This is a genomic window from Bradyrhizobium sp. AZCC 1721 (assembly GCF_036924715.1).
In the GTDB taxonomy this organism is placed as follows: domain Bacteria; phylum Pseudomonadota; class Alphaproteobacteria; order Rhizobiales; family Xanthobacteraceae; genus Bradyrhizobium.
Map to the genome: position 1 here is coordinate 3,922,665 of NZ_JAZHSB010000001.1, position 19,301 is coordinate 3,941,965.

General features: G+C 63.5%; 15 protein-coding genes. 6 read left to right on the plus strand and 9 right to left on the minus strand.

Features of this window, described 5'->3' with window-relative positions:
* Window positions 1–136 precede the first annotated feature (136 nt).
* The 5 genes from queA to coaD form a co-directional block, all read right to left on the minus strand.
* Complete coding sequence (queA, locus tag V1273_RS18775; protein ID WP_334362806.1) at window positions 137–1,213, minus strand: tRNA preQ1(34) S-adenosylmethionine ribosyltransferase-isomerase QueA; 1,077 nt, start codon at window positions 1,211–1,213, stop codon at window positions 137–139.
* A 147-nt stretch (window positions 1,214–1,360) separates the two neighbouring features.
* Window positions 1,361–1,825, minus strand: a complete 465-nt coding sequence (locus V1273_RS18780; protein ID WP_334362807.1) for a peptidylprolyl isomerase — start codon at window positions 1,823–1,825, stop codon at window positions 1,361–1,363.
* A complete protein-coding gene (locus V1273_RS18785; RefSeq protein ID WP_334362808.1) occupies window positions 1,801–2,241 on the minus strand; it encodes a hypothetical protein in 441 nt (146 codons plus the stop codon). Before V1273_RS18785 ends, V1273_RS18780 begins: the two co-directional genes overlap by 25 nt.
* Window positions 2,242–2,245: 4 nt before the next feature.
* A complete protein-coding gene (locus V1273_RS18790; RefSeq protein WP_028345954.1) occupies window positions 2,246–2,788 on the minus strand; it encodes a peptidylprolyl isomerase in 543 nt (180 codons plus the stop codon).
* A 44-nt stretch (window positions 2,789–2,832) separates the two neighbouring features.
* Window positions 2,833–3,330 (minus strand): pantetheine-phosphate adenylyltransferase, encoded by a 498-nt coding sequence (gene coaD / locus V1273_RS18795; RefSeq protein WP_334410526.1) that lies wholly within the window; start codon window positions 3,328–3,330, stop codon window positions 2,833–2,835.
* A gap of 272 nt (window positions 3,331–3,602) precedes the next feature.
* Between coaD and V1273_RS18800 the strand changes: the two genes are divergently transcribed.
* The 3 genes from V1273_RS18800 to V1273_RS18810 all read left to right on the plus strand — a co-directional run bounded on the left by V1273_RS18800 (window position 3,603) and on the right by V1273_RS18810 (window position 8,949).
* Complete coding sequence (locus V1273_RS18800) at window positions 3,603–3,860, plus strand: hypothetical protein (protein WP_334362810.1); 258 nt, start codon at window positions 3,603–3,605, stop codon at window positions 3,858–3,860.
* A 233-nt stretch (window positions 3,861–4,093) separates the two neighbouring features.
* Window positions 4,094–5,431 carry a 3-carboxy-cis,cis-muconate cycloisomerase gene (gene pcaB, locus V1273_RS18805; RefSeq protein WP_334412238.1) on the plus strand — a complete coding sequence of 446 codons (1,338 nt, stop codon included), beginning with the start codon at window positions 4,094–4,096 and terminating at the stop codon, window positions 5,429–5,431.
* 173 nt (window positions 5,432–5,604) lie between these two features.
* Entirely contained in the window at window positions 5,605–8,949 is a 3,345-nt protein-coding gene (locus tag V1273_RS18810; RefSeq protein WP_334410527.1) for an adenylate/guanylate cyclase domain-containing protein, read from the plus strand.
* A gap of 119 nt (window positions 8,950–9,068) precedes the next feature.
* On the opposite strand, the gene V1273_RS18815 is transcribed toward V1273_RS18810, so the two are convergent.
* The 4 genes from V1273_RS18815 to V1273_RS18830 all read right to left on the minus strand — a co-directional run bounded on the left by V1273_RS18815 (window position 9,069) and on the right by V1273_RS18830 (window position 13,831).
* Window positions 9,069–9,578 carry a hypothetical protein gene (locus tag V1273_RS18815; RefSeq protein WP_334362812.1) on the minus strand — a complete coding sequence of 170 codons (510 nt, stop codon included), beginning with the start codon at window positions 9,576–9,578 and terminating at the stop codon, window positions 9,069–9,071.
* 189 nt (window positions 9,579–9,767) lie between these two features.
* Complete coding sequence (gyrA, locus tag V1273_RS18820; protein ID WP_334382141.1) at window positions 9,768–12,494, minus strand: DNA gyrase subunit A; 2,727 nt, start codon at window positions 12,492–12,494, stop codon at window positions 9,768–9,770.
* A 203-nt stretch (window positions 12,495–12,697) separates the two neighbouring features.
* The gene (locus tag V1273_RS18825) at window positions 12,698–13,096 is read right to left on the minus strand and encodes a DUF2306 domain-containing protein (protein WP_334382140.1); all 399 of its coding nucleotides are present in this window, start codon (window positions 13,094–13,096) and stop codon (window positions 12,698–12,700) included.
* Between the two features lie 246 nt (window positions 13,097–13,342).
* The gene (locus tag V1273_RS18830; RefSeq protein ID WP_057841921.1) at window positions 13,343–13,831 is read right to left on the minus strand and encodes a single-stranded DNA-binding protein; all 489 of its coding nucleotides are present in this window, start codon (window positions 13,829–13,831) and stop codon (window positions 13,343–13,345) included.
* 505 nt (window positions 13,832–14,336) lie between these two features.
* On the opposite strand from V1273_RS18830, the gene V1273_RS18835 reads away from it, so the two are divergent.
* The 3 genes from V1273_RS18835 to uvrA all read left to right on the plus strand — a co-directional run bounded on the left by V1273_RS18835 (window position 14,337) and on the right by uvrA (window position 19,298).
* Window positions 14,337–15,116, plus strand: coding sequence for an outer membrane protein (locus tag V1273_RS18835; RefSeq protein WP_334362814.1), 780 nt, complete (start codon window positions 14,337–14,339; stop codon window positions 15,114–15,116).
* Between the two features lie 278 nt (window positions 15,117–15,394).
* Entirely contained in the window at window positions 15,395–16,051 is a 657-nt protein-coding gene (locus tag V1273_RS18840) for an outer membrane protein (RefSeq protein WP_334368910.1), read from the plus strand.
* A 265-nt stretch (window positions 16,052–16,316) separates the two neighbouring features.
* Window positions 16,317–19,298 carry an excinuclease ABC subunit UvrA gene (gene uvrA, locus V1273_RS18845; protein WP_334362815.1) on the plus strand — a complete coding sequence of 994 codons (2,982 nt, stop codon included), beginning with the start codon at window positions 16,317–16,319 and terminating at the stop codon, window positions 19,296–19,298.
* Window positions 19,299–19,301: the final 3 nt, after the last annotated feature.

Genomic DNA, 19,301 nt, shown 5'->3' on the forward strand with positions numbered 1-19,301 from the left:
TAGTTATACGATCTTGGCGACATCCACCGAATCAAAGAGACAGGTGTTGGCGCTTTATTGTCAGAGCGCTTCCTCCCTGACCTTTGCCCGCCCAACTGGCGGGCCTCTTTTTCAAGCGAAGACGTCCGGCTTTGCCTCAATCCGGCGCGCGAAACAGCAAGCAAGCATCGCCATAGGAATAGAACCGGTAGCCGGCTGCGATCGCATGCGCGTAAGCCTGCTTCATCGTGTCCAGACCGGAGAACGCCGACACCAGCATGAACAGCGTCGAGCGCGGCAGATGGAAATTGGTCATGAGGATATCGACCGCGCGAAAGCGATAGCCCGGCGTGATGAAGATCGAGGTCTCGCCGTCGAACGGCTGAACGGTGCCGTCTTCGGCCGTGGCGCTCTCCAATAGCCGTAGCGATGTGGTGCCGACAGCTATGATGCGCCCGCCCTGCGCGCGCGCGGCATTCAATGCGGCAGCGGTATCAACCGAGATCGATCCCCATTCGGCATGCATCCTGTGCTCGGAGGTCTCATCCACCTTCACGGGCAGGAAGGTCCCTGCCCCGACATGCAGCGTTATCCGATGCAATTCGACGCCGTGGCGGCGTAGCGCCGTCTCGAGCTCAGGCGTGAAATGCAGTCCCGCCGTCGGCGCCGCAACCGCCCCTTCATTTGCGGCGAACATCGTCTGATAGTCGGCGGCATCGCGATCGTCGGGCGTGCGTTTGGAGGCGATATAGGGCGGCAGCGGCGGCGTGCCGAGATCGGCGATGGCCTGATCCAGCGCCGGACCGTGAAACGAAAACGACAGCGTGATCTCGCCCTCTTCGCCCTTGGCCTCGACTTCGGCGTCGAGATGGCCGAGCAGGCAGACCTTGCCCTCGTTGCCGAAGCGAACGATGTCGCCGGGCGCGAGCTTCTTCGCAGGCCTAACCAGCGCGCGCCAGCGCGAGCCGTCCAGCCGCTTGATCAACGTCGCCTCGATCTTCGGCTCGGTCTCGCGGCCGATGCGCCGGCCCTTGAGTTGGGCGGAGATCACCTTGGTGTCGTTGACGACCAGTTGGTCGCCAGGCTCCAGCCATTGCGGCAACTCGGCGACGGTGCGGTCGCGCAGCACGCCATCGGGTTGCACCACCAGCATCCGCGCAGCATCGCGCGGGCTCGCGGGCCGCAGCGCGACACTGGTGGCGGGAAGGTCGAAGTCGAAGAGATCGGTGCGCATTGGCTGAAGCCGTCATCGCCCGCCTTGTGCGCAATTGCGCACTGGGGCGGGGCGATCCAGTACTCACAGACCGCTCTTATAACGAAGACTGGCGAGTACTGGATGCCCCGCCTTCGCGGGGCATGACATTGGAGTGAGTTGTGAAGCTCAAGCCGCGTCCAGCGCCATGTGCGCTTTGACGATCTTGTCCGGGTTCTGCACCGGCTCGCCGCGCTTGATCTTGTCGACGTTCTCCATGCCCGACGTCACCTTGCCCCAGACCGTGTACTGGCCGTTCAGGAAGGAGGCGTCGTCGAAGCAGATGAAGAACTGGCTGTCGCCGGAATCCGGGCTCGCGGCGCGAGCCATCGAGACGGTGCCGCGCACATGCGGTTCCTTGTTGAACTCGGCCTTCAGCTTGTTGCCGGAACCGCCGGTGCCGGTGCCGTGCGGGCAGCCGGTCTGCGCCATGAAGCCCTCGATGACGCGATGGAACACGATGCCGTCGTAAAATCCCTCACGCACCAGCTTCTTGATCTGAGCGACGTGGCCAGGTGCAAGGTCGGGACGCATTTCGATGGTGACGGGGCCCTGGGTGGTTTCAAGGATCAAAGTATTTTCGGTATCAGCCATGCGTTTTTCTCTTCCGGTTTGGGTGGACGTTTGCGGGTTCTAAATTGGACCGCGAAAGGCCGGCCGGCGACCGCACCGCCCAGTCCCTCGGTAAATGGCAACGGCGTGCAGCGTTGCAATGTCTCCATCACGGCAATTCGGTACGCGACCCTGTCGTTATCGCTGGCGCGTTCCGATTCGTAGGTGATCCTGGGTTGACCGAGAATGGCGCCCACGCGGTTGAAGCTGACGACGACCGTGATGTCCATCGGGTTGGCGCGCGAGTAAGGCGGCGGCTGCCAGCAGGAATACAGTTTGGCGAATATGTCCTTGATGGTGTCGAGTTGCTGCGGCTGAGCCTCCGCATGCGCCCCCGATGCGAGACACACGAGAACAGCGGCAAACCAGACGAATGGCTTGCTGCGGCCCGCCGTCATGGCCTCACTTGACGTCGGATGCGACTTGCACCTTCACCATCTTGTCGGGATCGACCACCGGTTCGCCGCGCTTGATCTTGTCGACGACATCCATGCCCGACACCACCTCGCCGATCACGGTGTACTTGCCGTTCAGCGACGCCCCTTCCGCGAACATGATGAAGAACTGCGAATTCGCCGAGTTGGGATCGCTCGTTCGCGCCATGCCGACGATGCCGCGCTTGTACGGCACGTTGGAGAATTCGGCCGGCAGGTTCGGATGTTTCGAGCCGCCGGTGCCGTTGAAATTCTTGCCGTCGCCGGTCTGCGCCATGAAGCCTTCGATCACGCGATGGAACGGCACGTTGTTGTAGTAGCCCTCCCGCGCGAGCAGCTTGATGCGCTCGGCATGCTGGGGCGCGATGTCGTTGCGCAGCTTGATCACGATGCGGCCCTTGGTGGTGTCGATCACGATCGCATTCGCCTTGTCGAGATTGGCGGGCAGCGGCTGCGCGATCGCGGGGGCCACAACGAACAACGCGGCGAGAACGGCGAGAATTCGGATCATGAAAGCTCCGGTCATGTGGAAACAGGAAAGCGCGTAGAAGCGCGTTAGCCCGCGAACTTGGCCTTCAGCCTCGCGGCAATCTGGGGCGGCACGAAGGCGGAGAAATCGCCGCCCATGCCGGCGATCTGGCGAACCAGGGTGGCGGTGATCGGGCGGACCACAGGCGACGCCGGGACGAACACGGTGTGCACCTCTGGCGCCATCACCTCGTTCATGCCGGCAAGCTGCATTTCGTAGTCCATATCGGTTCCGTCGCGAAGGCCGCGAATCATGATGGTCGCGCCGACCTGCCGCGCCGCAACTACGGTGAGGTTGTCGTAGGTGGTGCAATCGAAGGCACAGCCGGCTTCTTGCGCAATCGGCTCGCAGGTCATACGGACCATTTCGAGCCGCTCCTCAATCGAAAACAGCGGCTTTTTCCCGGAATTGACGCCGATGGCGACAATCAGCCGGTCACAAAGCGGAACGGCGTGCCGCAGCACGTCCAGATGGCCGTTGGTGATGGGATCGAATGAACCGGGATAGAGGGCGATACGGGGCATAGACCCCTCCTACCCCGCCCCGACCGGCCCGGCAAGCCGGGTCAGGTTCCCTTCGGGTCCGGGCCCCTTACCTCGCCTCGGCCAATGAACCAGTCACGGGACCCTGCGTCTCGGGCGGGCCGCCAATGTTTCGTCCGCCACCGGCCGACGAAATAAAACTCGGTCCGGACGAAACCATTTTCCGCACCCGCGAAGACGGCCGGAAACTTGCGCCCCCTACAAGTCCACCCAACGAAACGACGGGCCGCGAAGGCCCGTGACAGGGGACCGTCATGATCAAGGCTTTTTCCGCCATCGCTGTTGCCGCGTTCATTGCCGCCGCGCTGACCGTTTTGCCCGGCTTTGCCCCCCAGGTCGAAGCCAGCGTGCCGCAGGCGCTTGCCAAGGGTGACCGCCTGGACATCCGCAACGTCGGCAAGGATTGCTCGCAGCAGGCCTGGCCGAATTTCGAAGCTTCCTGCCTCCGCGCCGCCGGCTCCAAGGCCGTGGTGAGGGAAGCCCGCCTGGTGACCGCCGACCGCACCCCGTAACGGCAAAATTTTCGTTCCGACCCGACCTCCAAGGAACCGCAGTGATGGCGAGTAGGGATGCCCCCCTGCTCGCCATTGGCGTTCTGGGAGCTTGGATTGCGCGAAATTCTCCTGCTGCCTCAGGCGCGCGAGCACGCGTTCGAGGTCTTCGCGGGCCGCGCTTGACGGATTTGTACGTATCAATCAGATGGCCGGACATTTAGCAGAGAGGAAACACGCGCGTGGCCAGCACGATGTTCGACAGCGCCCTCTATCGCGACGTTTTCTCGACGCCGGCCATGCGGACGGTGTTTTCCGACGAGGCGCAGCTCAAGGCCTATGTGCAGGCCGAAGTAGCGCTTGCCACCGCGCAAGGCGAGACCGGCGTGATTCCGCGCGAGGCGGCCGAGGCGATCGCGCGGCAGGCGCCGACGATCGCGCTCGATATCGAGCAGTTGAAGCGCGACACCGAGAACGTCGGCTATCCCATCGTCGGCCTGGTCCGCCAGCTATCGGAGCGACTCGGCGAGGCCGGCCGCTATCTGCACTGGGGCGCGACCACCCAGGACATCATGGATACCGCGACCGTCCTGCAACTGCGCGAAGCGGTCGCGCTGATCGAAGCGCAGCTCGGCGAGGTCATGGCAACCCTTGCCAATCTCGCCCGCCTCCACCGCGATACGCCGATGGCCGGCCGAACCCATCTGCAGCAGGCGCTGCCGATCACGTTCGGGCACAAGGCAGCGATCTGGCTGTCGGCGTTGCAGCGCTCGGCCGATCGGCTCGAACAGGTCAAGCCTCGCGCCCTTCAGGCGCAGCTCGGCGGCGCGGCGGGAACGCTGGCTTCACTCGGCGATCGCGGACTGGATGTACGTGCCGCCTATGCCCGCGTGCTCGGTCTGGTCGAACCCGACATCACCTGGCACGTCGCCCGCGACGGACTGGTTGAACTGGCACAGACGCTCGCCGTGATCTGCGGCGCGCTCGGCAAGATCGGCTACGACGTCATGATTCTGATGGCGACCGAGATCGGCGAGGTGTTCGAGCCGTTCTCCTCGCATCGCGGCGCATCCTCGACCATGCCGCAGAAGCGCAACCCGATCTCCTCGGAAATTCTGCTGGCGAACGCGAAGGCATCGCGCGACGCCGCTTCGCTGATGTTAGATGCCATGGTTCAGGATCTCGAGCGCGCCACCGGGCCCTGGCACTGCGAATGGCTGGCATTGCCCCAGGTCTGTTTGCTGACGGCCGGGTCGCTGGCGCAGGCGCAATTCATGCTGTCCGGCCTGATCGTCGATCCCGAAGCGATGAAGCGAAACCTCCATGCCACGCGCGGGCTGATCGTGGCGGAGGCGGTCATGATGGGGCTCGCGCCCGCGCTCGGTCGTCAGTTGGCCCATGACGAGGTCTATGCCGCCTGCCGCGATGCGTTCGAGCGTGGCGACGCGCTGCTCGATGCCCTGCTGCGACGCCCGACCATCGCGTCGGCCCTGCCGCGCGACCAACTCGCTGCCTTGTGCGAGCCGTCCAATTATCTCGGCACCGCGGGAGCGATGGTGGACCGCGTGCTCGCGCGTCAGAGCAAACGATAAGCACGATCGATAAACATCGATGCGTTACCACGGCAGCGAAATGACGCGAATGGCCACGACCCGACTATCGGATCGGAGCCGAACCTGCCGCTTTCGGAACTCCTGCAGGCGGCAGAGATCCCTTTGGAGCGCGCGCTCGATCTGGTAGAATTCGCACAAGCGAGGAGGAAGCCGTGGACGAGCTGGAGCGCTGGCTGGCGCCGCTTGGCCTGGTGCAGCTCGCACCCGCGTTGCGAGCGAACGATGTCGATCTCAAGATCCTGCCTGAGCTGAGCGAGGCGGACCTGGAGAAGCTCGGTCTCTCGCTTGGCCAGCGCAAGAAGCTATTGAAAGCGGCCGCATGCCTGCCACAGCCCTCCGAGTTGGCAGGCCCGAGCGCCGCGCCGGCACCAAGCCTGAGTGCCGTCTCTTCGGCCGAACGGCGGCAGCTCACGGTGATGTTCTGCGACCTTGTGGGTTCTACCGCGCTATCGGCTGGTCTTGACGCCGAGGACCTACGCGAAGTGATCGGCGCCTATCACCGCTGCGTCGCTGAGACGGTCGCCCGCTTCGACGGCTTCGTCGCCAAGTACATGGGCGACGGCGTACTGCTTTATTTCGGCTACCCACAGGCGCACGAGGACGATGCCGAGCGAGCGGTGCGCGCCGGTTTGGCCCTCATCGACGCCGTCGACCAACTGGAAACGTCCGAGAGTCTTCGGGTCCGGATCGGCATTGGCACAGGGCTTGTCGTGGTCGGCGACCTCATTGGCTCGGGCGCAGCACAGGAACGCGCCGTGGTAGGCGAGACGCCCAACCTCGCGGCGCGCCTGCAAGCTCTTGGCGAGCCGAACACCATTGTCGTCGGCCCCATGACGCGTCACCTCCTGGGCGATCTTTTCGAGTACCGCGATCTCGGAACGGTCGCGATGAAGGGCTTTCCGCAGCCGGTCCAAGCCTATCAGGTGCTCCGGTCGAGCGCCGTCGAGAGCCGGTTTGAAGCCTTCCATTCGGCCGGCCTGACGCCACTGGTCGGCCGCGAGGAAGAGCTCGAACTGCTGCTGCGCCGGTGGCAGCGCGCGACCTCTGGGGAGGGGCAGGTGGTGCTGCTCTCAGCGGAGCCCGGGGTCGGGAAATCGCGACTCGTGGCGGCCCTCCAGGAGAAGCTTCAAGCCGAACCGTACTCGCGCTTGCGCTGCTTCTGCTCGCCGCACTACCAGGGCAGCGCGCTGTACCCCGTCATCAAGCAACTGGAGCGGGCGGCCCGGTTTACCCGGGACGATCCGCCGATGGTCAAGTTGGACAAACTCGAGGCGCTGTTGGCGGGCGCAGCGACCGCCACCGAGGACGTGCCGCTGTTGGCGGAACTGCTGTCGTTGCCCTCCGACCGCTATTGCCCGGTGTCGCTCAGTCCGCCAGCGAAGAAGGAGCGCACGCTTCAGGCGCTGGTCCGGCAAATGGAGGACCTGTCTCGGCGCAACCCCGTGCTGTGGGTCTTCGAAGATGTGCACTGGATCGACCCGACCTCGCTCGAGCTCCTGCAGGTGATGGTCGACCGCGTGCAGCACCTGCCGATTCTGCTACTCCTCACCTTCCGACCGGAGTTCCCGCCACCGTGGATCGGCCAGCCGCACGTCACGATGCTGGCGCTCGGCCGCCTGAACAGGCGTGACACCGCCGCCCTCGTGGAGCGGGTGGTCGGCGACAAGGCGCTTCCCCCTGCGATTGTTCATGAGATCGTCGACCGCACGGACGGCGTGCCGCTGTTCGTGGAGGAACTGACCAAGGCTGTGCTAGAAGCGGGAGCCGAAGGGGATGGCAGGGCCGTGCTTTCGCGAACCTCGCCGGGTGCACTCGCCGTCCCGGCTACCCTGCACGCCTCGCTCCTGGCCCGTCTCGACCGTCTCAGTCCGGAAGCCAAAGAAATCGCCCAGAGCGGTGCGGCCATTGGCCGGGAGTTCACCGACGATCTGATACGGACCGTGTCGCCGCTGCCGGAGGCGCCCTTGCAATCGGCCCTCGAACAGCTCGCTGCATCACAACTGATTTTCCGTCGTGGCTCATCGGCTTACAGCTTCAAGCACTCCCTCGTTCGGGACACTGCCTACGGCACGTTGCTGCGCGGCAAGCGGCAAGCGCTGCACGCGCGCATCGCCCGGGCGCTCGAGGAGAAGTTCGCGGACATTGCGGCTACCCAGCCAGAGGTGCTGGCGCACCACTTCACCGAGGCTGACCTCACGGAACACGCTGTGGCCTACTGGCGCAAGGCTGGCCAGCGTGCGGCCGAGCGCTCGGCGCACGCGGAGGCGATCGCCCATCTCCGCAAGGGGCTCATGCTCGTCGATCGGATCGCCGAGCCAGCGGAACGCGCCCGCCGCGAACTCGACCTGCAGCTCGTGCTTGCGCCGGTGCTGATCAGCACCAAGAGCTGGTCGGCACCGGAGGTGGAGCAAGCCTACTTGCGTGCGCGTGACCTATGCCGGCAAGCCGGCGATGTGGCGCAGCTCTTTACCGTGAGCTGGGGGTTGTGGCTCGTTTACCAGCAACGCTGCGAGTTCAAAACCGCTCGCGATCTGCTGGACGAGCTGTTCGCACTCGCTCGGCGCAGCGCCGATCCGGCGCTCCTCCTGCAGGCGCATCATGCCGCATGGACAACTCTTCTCAATCTCCCGGATCTGACCGCGTGCAGGGCGCATCTCGAGGCGGGATTGGCGCTCTATCGGCCGGACGCGTACCGTGCCCATAAATTCCTCTATGGCAGCCACGACGCGGCTGTCTGCAACCGATACACCGCGGCAGCCGCGCTGTGGCCGCTTGGCTTCCCCGAGCAGGCGCTTGCCGCTGCGCGCGAAGCTGTGAGCATGGCTCGGGAGCTGTCGCATCCTTTTAGCCTTGTTCTCGCGCTTGTGTACGCGGCGATGATCTACCAGCATCGGCGGGAAGCGGAGCCGACCCGGGAGCAAGCGGAAGCCGCGATCGCGGTATGCGCCGAGCATGGCATCGCACCGCACCTGGCGGCGGCGGGAAGCATCTTGCGGGGCTGGGCGATCGCGGAACGCGGACAGGCTGTGGAAGGGATCGCGGAGGTTCGCGGCGGTCTCGTCGCCGTCGAGCCCACGGGCGTGCGCATCCGTCGGCCCTTTTATCTCGCGCTGCTGGCTGAAGCTTCGGCGCGCGCCGGAGAAATCGAGCAAGGATTGAATGCGCTAGCCGAAGCTGCGGCCGCTGTCGAGGAGACAGGCGAGCGGCGATGGGAGGCGGAAATTTATCGCTTGATTGGGGAGCTGACGGTGGCGAGGCCAGGCGGCGACAGGACCGAAGCGGAAGCGTACTTTCGGCGAGCGCTTGACGTGGCCGGTCGCCAGAGCGCGAAGACGCTGGAGTTGCGCGGCACCACGAGCTTGGCCCGGCTCTGGCGTGATCAGGGCAAGCAGCAGCAGGCCAGTGATCTCCTCGCGCCGACCTATGGCTGGTTCACGGAAGGGTTCGATACCCCTGATCTGCGGGAGGCCAAGGCGCTGCTTGATGCGCTCCAGTGACGCTCCTGTGCGTCAATCTGCGCCGAGGTTGAACCTAGATCGGCAATGCTCCGGAGAGTCCGGCGTGATCTGAAGTTTGTGCCAATCGCGGCAAAGCACCGACACGTTGGCAGGCCGGTTCAATTCTGTGACTGGGCTACGGGGCCGGCGCTCTCGCGAGGGTTGGAGGCGACTTGTGGCAAAGCAAGAGTGAAGGCATCGACCAGCCGGCGTCGCCAGGGTTGCGTTAGCATCGATAGCTTGCCTTCGAGCAGAGCTGCCCTTTCCCGGGCGCCCACGCTTTCCGTGCTCACTTTGAGCAGTTCGGCCAACAGCTTGTTCGTGCGTTCGCACTCTCTCTCAAAGTCGGCCCGGTGGCCGCTGGCAATCACCTTCATCTCTGCCAGCTCAGTCTGCAAGGCCTCAATTCGTTGCTTTAGGGCGGTGACCACCTGGTGACCGGCCTGCGTTTGCGGCTGACGGGGTATTGGCGAATGACTGAATTCGGTGAGATCGACCTGGACAAGCGTCTTGCCGTCGTTGGAGCGGGAGCGCGGCCATCGGTGTCGTTTCACCAGAGCGCGGGCGGCCTCTGGGGAAATCTTGAGCCGTTCGCCCAGATCGGCATACGTCAGCATCTCGACGGGCATGATATCCGCTCCCGTTTGGCCGGACGGTCACCACCCGGACACAGCAAATGTGTAGCAATCTATAGTTAAGGGCTGGTTTACCGCGTGCGCAGCACGCAGGCCCGGAACCCATCGCGCTGCAAACGCAAATGGCGGGATGGATTCCGGGCTCATCACATTCGCGATGCCCCGGAATGACGGTGGACGGCGCTAACCGCCGTTCCCGTTCACGCCGTTCTCGTCTTCCGAGATATGCTCGACCGACACCACGTGCTCGTCCTCCGCCGTATCGAACACGATGACGCCTTGGGTCGAGCGGCCGGCGATGCGGATGTCCTCGACCGGACAGCGGATGAGCTGGCCCTTGTCGGTGACCAGCATGATCTGATCGCTATGCTCCACCGGGAACGACGCCACCAGCTTGCCGTTGCGGTTGTTGACGCTCATCGCGACGATGCCTTTGCCGCCGCGGCCGGTGGTGCGGTACTCGTAGGACGAGGTGCGCTTGCCGTAGCCGTTGACGGAGACCGTCAGCACCACCTGCTCCTGCGCCGACATTTCGGCGTAGCGCTCCTGCGAGAGCTGCAGCGAACCCGAAGTCTCCTCGCCCTCGGCATCAACAGGCTCTTCAACCGCGGTTTCGCCGGCGACCGCGCGGCGCATCTTCAGGTAGGCCGACCGTTCGTCCGAGGTGGTCTCGACATGGCGCAGGATCGCCAGCGAGATCAATTTGTCGCCTCCCGCCAGCGCAATGCCGCGCACGCCCATCGAGGTGCGCCCCGTGAAGACGCGCACATCGGTGACGGGGAAGCGGATGCACTGCCCGCCGGCCGCCGTCAGCAGCACGTCGTCGCGCTCGGTGCAGATCTGCACGTCGACGATCGATTCACCCTCCCCGAGCTTCATGGCGATGATGCCGGAGCGGCGGACGTCGACGAAGTCGGACAGCTTGTTGCGGCGGACCGTGCCCCCGGTGGTAGCGAACATCACGTCGAGATTGCCCCAGGAGGATTCATCCTCCGGCAGCGGCATGATGGTGGTAATGCGCTCGCCCTGCTCCAGCGGCAGGATGTTGATCATCGCTTTGCCGCGGGCGTTCGGCGCCGCCACCGGCAGCCGCCAGACCTTTTCCTTGTAGACCTGGCCGCGCGAGGAGAAGAACAGCACCGGCGTGTGGGTCGAGGCCACGAACAGCCGGCTGACGAAATCCTCGTCGCGGGTCTGCATGCCCGCGCGGCCTTTGCCGCCGCGCCGCTGCGCCCGATAGGTCGAGAGCGGCACGCGCTTGACGTAGCCGGCGTGCGAGACCGTGACCACCATATCCTCGCGCTGGATCAGGTCCTCGTCCTCGACCTCGCCTTCCTGCTCGACGATCACGGTTTTCCGCGGGGTGGCGAATTCGTCTTTCACCGCGGCAAGTTCGTCCTTGATGATCGCCTGCACGCGCGCGCGCGAGCGCAAGATTTCCAGGTAATCGGCGATTTCCACCGCGAGCTTGTCGAGCTCTTCGGAAATCTCCTCGCGGCCGAGCGCGGTCAGGCGCTGCAGGCGCAGGTCGAGAATGGCCCGGGCCTGCTCCAGCGACAGCCGCGCAGTGCCGTCCGGCGCCATCCGGTGACGGGGGTCGTCGATCAGCGTGATCATCGCTTCGACGTCCTTGGCCGGCCAGTCGCGCGACATCAACGTATCCCGCGCCGTGTTCGGATCGGGCGAAGTTCTGATGACGCGAATGATCTCGTCGATATTCGCAACCGCAATCGCAAGACCGACCAGGATATGGGCGCGGTCGCGCGCCTTGTTGAGCAGGAACTTGGTGCGACGGGTGACTACCTGCTCGCGGAACGCGATGAACAGCGTCAGCAGATCCCTTAGGTTCATCGTCTGCGGGCGGCCGTTATCCAGCGCCAGCATATTGGCCGGGAAGTTCGATTGCAGCGGCGTGAAGCGATAGAGCTGATTCAGAACGACATCGGCCATCGCCTCGCGCTTCAACTCGACGACGACACGGAAGCCGTCGCGGTCGGATTCATCGCGCAGGTCGGCGACACCTTCGATCTTCTTTTCGCGCACCAGTTCGGCGATGCGCTCGACCATGGTGGCCTTGTTTATCTGATAGGGAATTTCAGTGATGATGATCGCTTCGCGATCCTTGCGGATGGTGTCGATCGTGACCTTGCCGCGCATCACGATCGACCCGCGGCCGAGGTGGTAGGCCGAGCGGATGCCCTGGCGGCCGAGGATGATGCCGCCGGTCGGGAAATCCGGCCCCGGAATGATGTTGATGAGATCGTCGATGCCGAGCGCAGGATTGTCGATCAACGCCACGCAGGCGTCGACGACTTCGCCCAGATTGTGCGGCGGGATGTTGGTTGCCATGCCGACGGCGATGCCGCCGGCACCGTTGACCAGCAGGTTCGGGAACCTCGCCGGCAGAACCGACGGCTCCTTCTCGGAATTGTCGTAGTTCGGCTGGAAATCGACAGTGTCCTTGTCGATATCGCCAAGAACTTCCAGTGCGGACCGGGTCAGACGGGCTTCGGTATATCGATAGGCCGCGGGCGGATCGCCGTCGACCGAGCCGAAATTGCCCTGGCCGTCGATCAACGGCACGCGCATGGAGAAATCCTGCGCCATCCGTACCATCGCGTCGTAAATCGACTGGTCGCCGTGCGGATGATATTTACCGATCACGTCACCGACGACGCGCGCGGATTTGACGTACTTCTTGTCCGGCGTGTGCCCCTGCTCGTACATCGAATACAGGATGCGCCGATGCACGGGCTTCAGCCCGTCGCGCGCGTCCGGCAGCGCCCGCGCCACGATCACGCTCATGGCGTAATCGAGGTAGGAGCGTTTCATCTCGTCGAGGATGGAAACGGGGCGAATGTCGGAGTGCTCCGGCGGCTCGCCGGGCTTGTCGTCTTCGTTGTCGGACAAAGGGGAATCCAGTCAGTTCTCAGCTAAGAATCATATAGCGCATCGAGGGTCTGATAACCACCCCGAAGCCGTCAGGAGGAAGCTGTTTTTCCGCTCGTTTTTTCATGGACTTACGAGGATCGGAGACAGCTCTCCCGAGCCCTGCCGGAACCACCGTTTCAGGGCCGGAAGACAGTGTCAAAAACGATGTTCCCACGACAGGCCTAGTGGCCGAAAACCACCGCATGCATGATCCGTCCCGGCAGGAAGGTGAACAAGCCGGCGACGACGAGCGCTCCAAAGAAGATCGACACCATCGCTTTGCGGTGACCGCCGACATTGTGCCGGCGGGCATGCAGGACCGCGAGCGTCAGCATGATCGGCACAAAGATCGACAGCAGATGGATCGGGCTGAACAGCCCGAACATCCGAATCTCATGGATCCAGAGCGAACTGATCGCGACCGCCGCCATCAGCACGACCCAGATCCAGCCGATGGTCCGGTGCGGCAGGGTTCCCTTCGGTGCTGCGAATTGCACGATGCCAAGCGCAAACGCCGCCATGGCTGCGAAGGCATGCAACGGGATCGTCCCGGGCGCCTCTAGCAGCGGTGCGAGGCTCATGGTGGGCGCTCCAGATCCGGTTGGCGTTCAAGGCTGGAGCAGTCTAAGTGAAATACCTCATGCGAATATTAATAGCATGACGGCTGAGCGAGCCGACCGCACACTCGGCGCAACGCGCCCGTAGATAGGTTTTCAGCCGAATGCAGCGGATTCCCGCGGCGGCACATTAGCTGTAATGGCAGGCGTGAACGCCCCCTCTCGCAAGCGAATTTCTTGCTAGCCGATGCGCCGGCCGAAGGCTCGGCTCTAGAACGGGATGTCGTCGTCCATATCGCTGTTGCGGCTGCCCGCTGCGACCGCCCGCCGCGGCGCCGAGCTAGCCGGACCGCTCGAGCCGAAATCACCGGAATCATCGGACCCGAAGCTGCCGCCCCCGCCGCCGCTGCGGCCGTCGAGCATGGTCAGGTTCGAGTTAAAGCCCTGCAGCACGACCTCGGTCGAGTATTTGTCGACCCCGCTCTGGTCGGTCCATTTGCGCGTCTGCAACTGACCCTCGATGTAAACCTTGGCGCCCTTCTTCAGATACTGTTCGGCGACCTTGCAGAGCCCCTCGTTGAAGATCACCACGCGGTGCCACTCGGTCTTTTCCTTGCGCTCGCCGGTGCCTTTGTCGCGCCAGGTCTCCGATGTCGCGATGCTCAGATTGGCGATCGGTCGCCCGTCCTGTGTCCGCCGGATTTCAGGATCCTTGCCGAGGTTTCCGACCAGAATCACCTTGTTCACGCTTCCCGCCATCGCCGCTCTCCACTCGATATCGCCGGCAAAAATCACTGGTTCGGCCGCTTCCGTGCCGGCCGTCTTCAATTCTTGACCTGTCGCTTGTCCGTTTCCGCGTCCGCTCCCGGACATCCGGACCTATACACTGACAGACCCCGCTGACTTGGCGATCCCTCGGCAAGTCGCCGGTTATCCACATATAGCATCGCCTACGTGCGCGTTCCAGCTTTGTTCCGGATAACGCCCTATATGCGCCTGCTGGCGGCTTTGCAATCTCCAAGCGAACCCCGGAAACCCACGGGAGAACCGAAAGAAGCGAAATGGAACCCGAAAGTTCCCGTCTCGGTTCCAATTATACCAGATAAATCATAAGCTTCGTTCCATAAACTTGGTTGGCGCCTGTTGCATCCAGGACACGCCATTTCCGGTCGAGTCGCGCTATAGAATGCTTCAGTGGCGCGGGCGCTCGCGTCACAACAACGCTTCAGGCCTAGCGGGAAGCGGACAAAACTGGGGATAGATCATGAAGAAGTATCTGTTAGCTTCGGTTGCTCTCATTGCGTTCGCTGCACCTGCGGCGGCGGCCGACCTCGCTGCGCGCCCTTACACCAAGGCGCCGCCTGCTCCGGTCGCTGCCGTGTATGATTGGACCGGCTTCTATATCGGTGCCAACGGTGGTTGGGGTTCGGGCCGCAAATGTTGGGACCTCACCGCCGACGCTGGGGGTCCGTTCATTCCGCCCGTGGCCGAAGGCTGCCACGATGCGACTGGCGGCACGGCCGGTGGTCAACTCGGCTACCGCTGGCAGGCCGGCACCTGGGTGTTCGGCGTGGAAGGGCAAGGCAACTGGGCTGACTTCACGGGTTCCAACACAAGTCTGGCCTTTGTCCCTCTCGTCGAGAATGAGTCGAGGATCAACGCGTTCGGGCTGATCACCGGTCAGGTTGGCTATGCCTGGAACAACGTCCTGCTCTACGTAAAGGGCGGTGCTGCGGTGACCAGCGACAAGTACAAGGGGTTCGATGTCGCGACCGGGCTGCTGATCGACAGCGCCAAGGAAACGCGTTGGGGCGGCGTCGTTGGTGCCGGTCTCGAAGTCGGCTTCGCCCCGAACTGGTCGGTTGGCGTCGAGTACAACCACCTGTTCATGGGTGACCGCGACGTCGACTTTGCTGCATCCGGCAACTTTGTTGGTGTTCCGGCCGGCTCGTTTTCGAGGACTAGTAACATCAGCCAGGACGTCGATCTCGTCACGGTCCGCGTCAACTACCGCTGGGGTGGCCCAGTCATCGCGAGGTACTGATCGCAAAGCCAGCGCGGTACTACGGAAAGGCCGGCTTCACGCCGGCCTTTTTGTTTGCGGTGATAACCAGCACTGAAAAGGCCGGCCTTGCGCCGGCCTTTTTGTTTGGTTGTAGACCGGCACACCCGACACCCGGAACGGTTGTATTTCCATGCTTTTGCCGCTGATGTGGTATTTCCGCGACAGCATTTTTCGGGAACTTCGCGCTATATCGCCAAGCAACCTCAAATTGACGGCTGAGGAAAGTTGCGTTGGAGAGCCGCGAAAGGAAAAAGAAAATGAAGAAGATTCTGCTGACCACCACTGGCCTGATCGCGCTTGGGATGGCGCCTGCGATGGCCGCCGATCTCGCTGCCAGGCCCTACACCAAGGCGCCGGCCGCAGCGATTGCGATCAATAACTGGACCGGCTTCTACATCGGTGCGATGGGCGGCTACGCACAACAAACCGATTCGACCCTGGGCCTGGGCAAGGTGAAGGGCGGCTTCGCCGGCGGTACGCTCGGCTACAACTGGCAGACCGGCAACCTTGTCCTCGGCGTCGAGGCCGATGCCGCCTGGGCGGATGTTGGCTTCACTGTGGGCAACCCGGCGCTTGCCGCATTCGAGACCCGGATTCGCGACATGGGCACCGTTCGTGGCCGCATCGGCTACGCCTTCGACCAGGTCCTCATCTACGGTACCGGCGGCTACGCCTGGGCCGACAACCGTGTAACGGCGTCGCTGGGCGGCTTGAGCGCATCGGATAGCAAAATTCACTCTGGCTGGACGCTCGGTGCTGGCGTCGAGGTCATGTTCGCACCGAAATGGTCGGTCAAGGCCGAGTACCTTTATCGCAGCTTCCAAGGCGAGACCTACTTCGCAGGCGTCGCTCCTCTTGCGAGCGGAACGCTCGATCTCAACAGCGTTCAGGTCGGCGTGAACTACCACTTCTAAGGCTTCCTGCTGAAGTGACAGCGCCTCCGTTCCGGCAACCCGGAACGGAGGCATTTTTGTTTTTGAGTATCTTCGATGAGATCTGCTGCCTGCTGCTGCCAAAAATATGACAGCACAAACAATCCGTTGATGATTCGCGCGCGGTACTGGAAATTCCCCGCCGTTCTTCCTATGTTCCGACTTTCAATCAACGGCGCCTGATCCCGGTCCCTCGCCGGCAATGCGCGCCCAACGTGGCGCGTGCCTCGCGCCTGGAAATGCCGATATGGATGAAGTGCTAAGGGCGAAGCGCCAACAGAACGCCGGCTCCGCATCGCGTGCGATCACCATACGCGGCGCACGCGAGCACAATCTCAAGAATGTCGATCTCGAGATTCCCCGCGACAAGCTCGTGGTGTTCACCGGCCTCTCCGGCTCCGGCAAATCCTCGCTCGCCTTCGATACCATCTATGCCGAGGGCCAGCGCCGCTACGTCGAATCGCTCTCGGCTTACGCGCGCCAGTTCCTGGAGATGATGCAGAAGCCGGACGTCGACCAGATCGACGGGCTGTCTCCTGCGATCTCGATCGAGCAGAAGACCACGTCGAAGAACCCGCGCTCCACCGTCGGCACCGTCACCGAGATCTACGACTACATGCGCTTGCTATGGGCGCGCGTCGGCGTGCCCTACTCGCCGGCCACGGGATTGCCGATCGAAAGCCAGGTCGTCTCGCAGATGGTCGATCGCGTGCTGGCACTGCCCGAAGGCACTCGGCTCTATCTGCTGGCGCCGGTCGTGCGCGGCCGCAAGGGCGAGTACAAGAAAGAGCTAGCCGAATGGCTCAAGAAGGGTTTTCAGCGCGTCAAGATCGACGGCACTTTCTATGAGTTGTCCGAGGCGCCGGCGCTCGACAAGAAATTCCCGCACGACATCGACGTCGTGGTCGATCGCATCGTGGTCCGTCCCGATCTCGGCCAGCGGCTCGCCGAAAGCTTTGAGACGGCACTGAAGCTCGCCGAGGGGCTCGCCGTGATCGAATATGCCGATGCGCCGGCGGGCGCGCCTGCGGCCGAGGACAAGAAGAAGACCGCCAAGATCCACGACAAGAGCGGGCCGGAGCGGATTCTGTTCTCGGAGAAATTCGCCTGCCCGGTCTCCGGATTCACGATTCCCGAAATCGAGCCGCGGTTGTTCTCGTTCAACAATCCCTATGGCGCCTGCCCTGCCTGCGGCGGCCTCGGCATCGAGCAGCATATCGACGAGGACCTCGTCATTCCCGACAAGGAATTGACCTTACGCAAGGGTGCGATTGCGCCCTGGGCAAAGTCGTCCTCGCCCTACTACATCCAGACGCTGACCGCGCTCGGCAAGTTCTACAAGTTCACGCTCGACACCAAGTGGAAGGACCTGCCGAAGAAGACGCAAGCAGCGCTGCTGCATGGCTCCGGCGACGACGAGATAAAGTTCTCCTACGAGGATGGCGTCCGCTCCTACGATACCAAAAAGCCGTTCGAGGGCGTCATCACCAACCTCGAGCGCCGCTACCGCGAGACCGAGAGCGAATGGGCGCGCGAGGAACTGGCAAAGTATTTCTCCGACATCCCCTGCGAGGCCTGCAAGGGCCATCGGCTCAAGCCCGAGGCGCTCTGCGTCAAGATCGGCGGCAAGCATATCGGCGAGATCTCCGAACTGTCGGTGAAGCGCGCCGGCGAATGGTTCGAAAGCGTGCCGAAGGCGCTCAACGACCAGCAAAACGAGATCGCCGCGCGCGTCTTGAAGGAGATCCGCGAGCGGCTGTCCTTCCTGCTCGACGTCGGCCTGAACTACCTCACGCTCTCCCGCTCTTCCGGCACGCTCTCCGGCGGCGAAAGCCAGCGCATCCGCCTCGCTTCGCAGATCGGCTCCGGGCTGACCGGCGTGCTCTACGTCCTGGACGAGCCCTCGATCGGCCTGCACCAGCGCGACAATGCGCGCCTACTGGAGACGCTGAAGCGGCTGCGCGACCTCGGCAATACCGTGATCGTGGTCGAGCACGACGAGGACGCGATACGTCTAGCGGACTACGTGCTCGACATCGGTCCCGGCGCCGGCATGCATGGCGGCCACATCGTGGCGCAAGGCACGCCCGCCGACATCATGCGGAATCCGAAATCGCTGACCGGCAAATACCTCACCGGCGAGTTGTCGGTGCCGATCCCCGAGCGCCGGCCGCCGAACCATCGCCGCACCATCAAGGTCGTCAACGCCCGCGGCAACAATCTGAAAAACGTCTCGGCGGAAATTCCGTTGGGGCTATTCACCTGCGTTACCGGCGTTTCCGGCGGCGGCAAGTCCACGCTGCTGATCGACACGCTCTACCGTGCCATCGCGCGCAAACTCAACAACGCCAGCGAAGGCGCCGCCCCCCACGACCGCATCGAGGGGCTGGAGCATATCGACAAGATCATCGATATCGATCAGTCGCCGATCGGCCGCACCCCGCGCTCCAACCCTGCAACCTATACCGGCGCCTTCACCCCGATCCGCGAATGGTTTGCCGGCCTGCCCGAAGCCAAGGCGCGCGGCTATGAGCCCGGCCGCTTCTCCTTCAACGTCAAGGGCGGCCGCTGCGAGGCCTGCCAGGGCGACGGCGTCATCAAGATCGAGATGCACTTTTTGCCCGACGTCTACGTCACCTGCGACACCTGCAAGGGCAAGCGCTACAACCGCGAGACGCTCGAGGTCCTGTTCAAGGGCAAGTCGATCTCGGACGTGCTCGACATGACGGTGGAAGAAGCCGCCGAATTCTTCAAGGCGGTGCCGCGTGTGCGCGAAACGTTCAAGACGCTGCACCGCGTCGGCCTCGACTACATCCATGTCGGCCAGCAGGCCACCACCCTCTCCGGCGGCGAAGCCCAGCGCGTCAAGCTCGCCAAAGAGCTCTCAAAGCGCGCCACCGGGCGCACGCTCTACATCCTGGACGAGCCGACGACGGGACTGCACTTCCACGACGTGGCAAAGCTCCTGGAAGTGCTGCACGAGCTCGTCGCCCAGGGCAACACGGTCGTCGTGATCGAGCACAACCTCGAGGTCATCAAGACCGCCGACTGGGTCATCGACCTCGGCCCCGAAGGCGGCGACGGCGGCGGCGAAATCGTCGCCTGGGGCCCGCCGGAGGACATCGTCAAGGCGCCGCGAAGCTATACGGGGAAGTTTCTGGCGCCGGTGCTGAAGAAGGCGGAGGGCAAGCCGCGGAAGAGTGCGGGAGCGAGTGAGGCGGCGGAGTAAGGA

Bases quoted from the DNA above. Each gene is read 5' to 3' on its own strand.
- V1273_RS18835 (WP_334362814.1), top strand. From the start codon at position 14,337: ATGAAGAAGTATCTGTTAGCTTCGGTTGCTCTCATTGCGTTCGCTGCA.
- V1273_RS18790 (WP_028345954.1), bottom strand. From the start codon at position 2,788: ATGATCCGAATTCTCGCCGTTCTCGCCGCGTTGTTCGTTGTGGCCCCC.
- queA (WP_334362806.1), bottom strand. From the start codon at position 1,213: ATGCGCACCGATCTCTTCGACTTCGACCTTCCCGCCACCAGTGTCGCG.
- V1273_RS18785 (WP_334362808.1), bottom strand. From the start codon at position 2,241: ATGACGGCGGGCCGCAGCAAGCCATTCGTCTGGTTTGCCGCTGTTCTC.
- V1273_RS18815 (WP_334362812.1), bottom strand. From the start codon at position 9,578: ATGCCCGTCGAGATGCTGACGTATGCCGATCTGGGCGAACGGCTCAAG.
- V1273_RS18800 (WP_334362810.1), top strand. From the start codon at position 3,603: ATGATCAAGGCTTTTTCCGCCATCGCTGTTGCCGCGTTCATTGCCGCC.
- pcaB (WP_334412238.1), top strand. From the start codon at position 4,094: ATGTTCGACAGCGCCCTCTATCGCGACGTTTTCTCGACGCCGGCCATG.
- uvrA (WP_334362815.1), top strand. From the start codon at position 16,317: ATGGATGAAGTGCTAAGGGCGAAGCGCCAACAGAACGCCGGCTCCGCA.
- V1273_RS18825 (WP_334382140.1), bottom strand. From the start codon at position 13,096: ATGAGCCTCGCACCGCTGCTAGAGGCGCCCGGGACGATCCCGTTGCAT.
- V1273_RS18840 (WP_334368910.1), top strand. From the start codon at position 15,395: ATGAAGAAGATTCTGCTGACCACCACTGGCCTGATCGCGCTTGGGATG.
- V1273_RS18780 (WP_334362807.1), bottom strand. From the start codon at position 1,825: ATGGCTGATACCGAAAATACTTTGATCCTTGAAACCACCCAGGGCCCC.
- coaD (WP_334410526.1), bottom strand. From the start codon at position 3,330: ATGCCCCGTATCGCCCTCTATCCCGGTTCATTCGATCCCATCACCAAC.
- V1273_RS18830 (WP_057841921.1), bottom strand. From the start codon at position 13,831: ATGGCGGGAAGCGTGAACAAGGTGATTCTGGTCGGAAACCTCGGCAAG.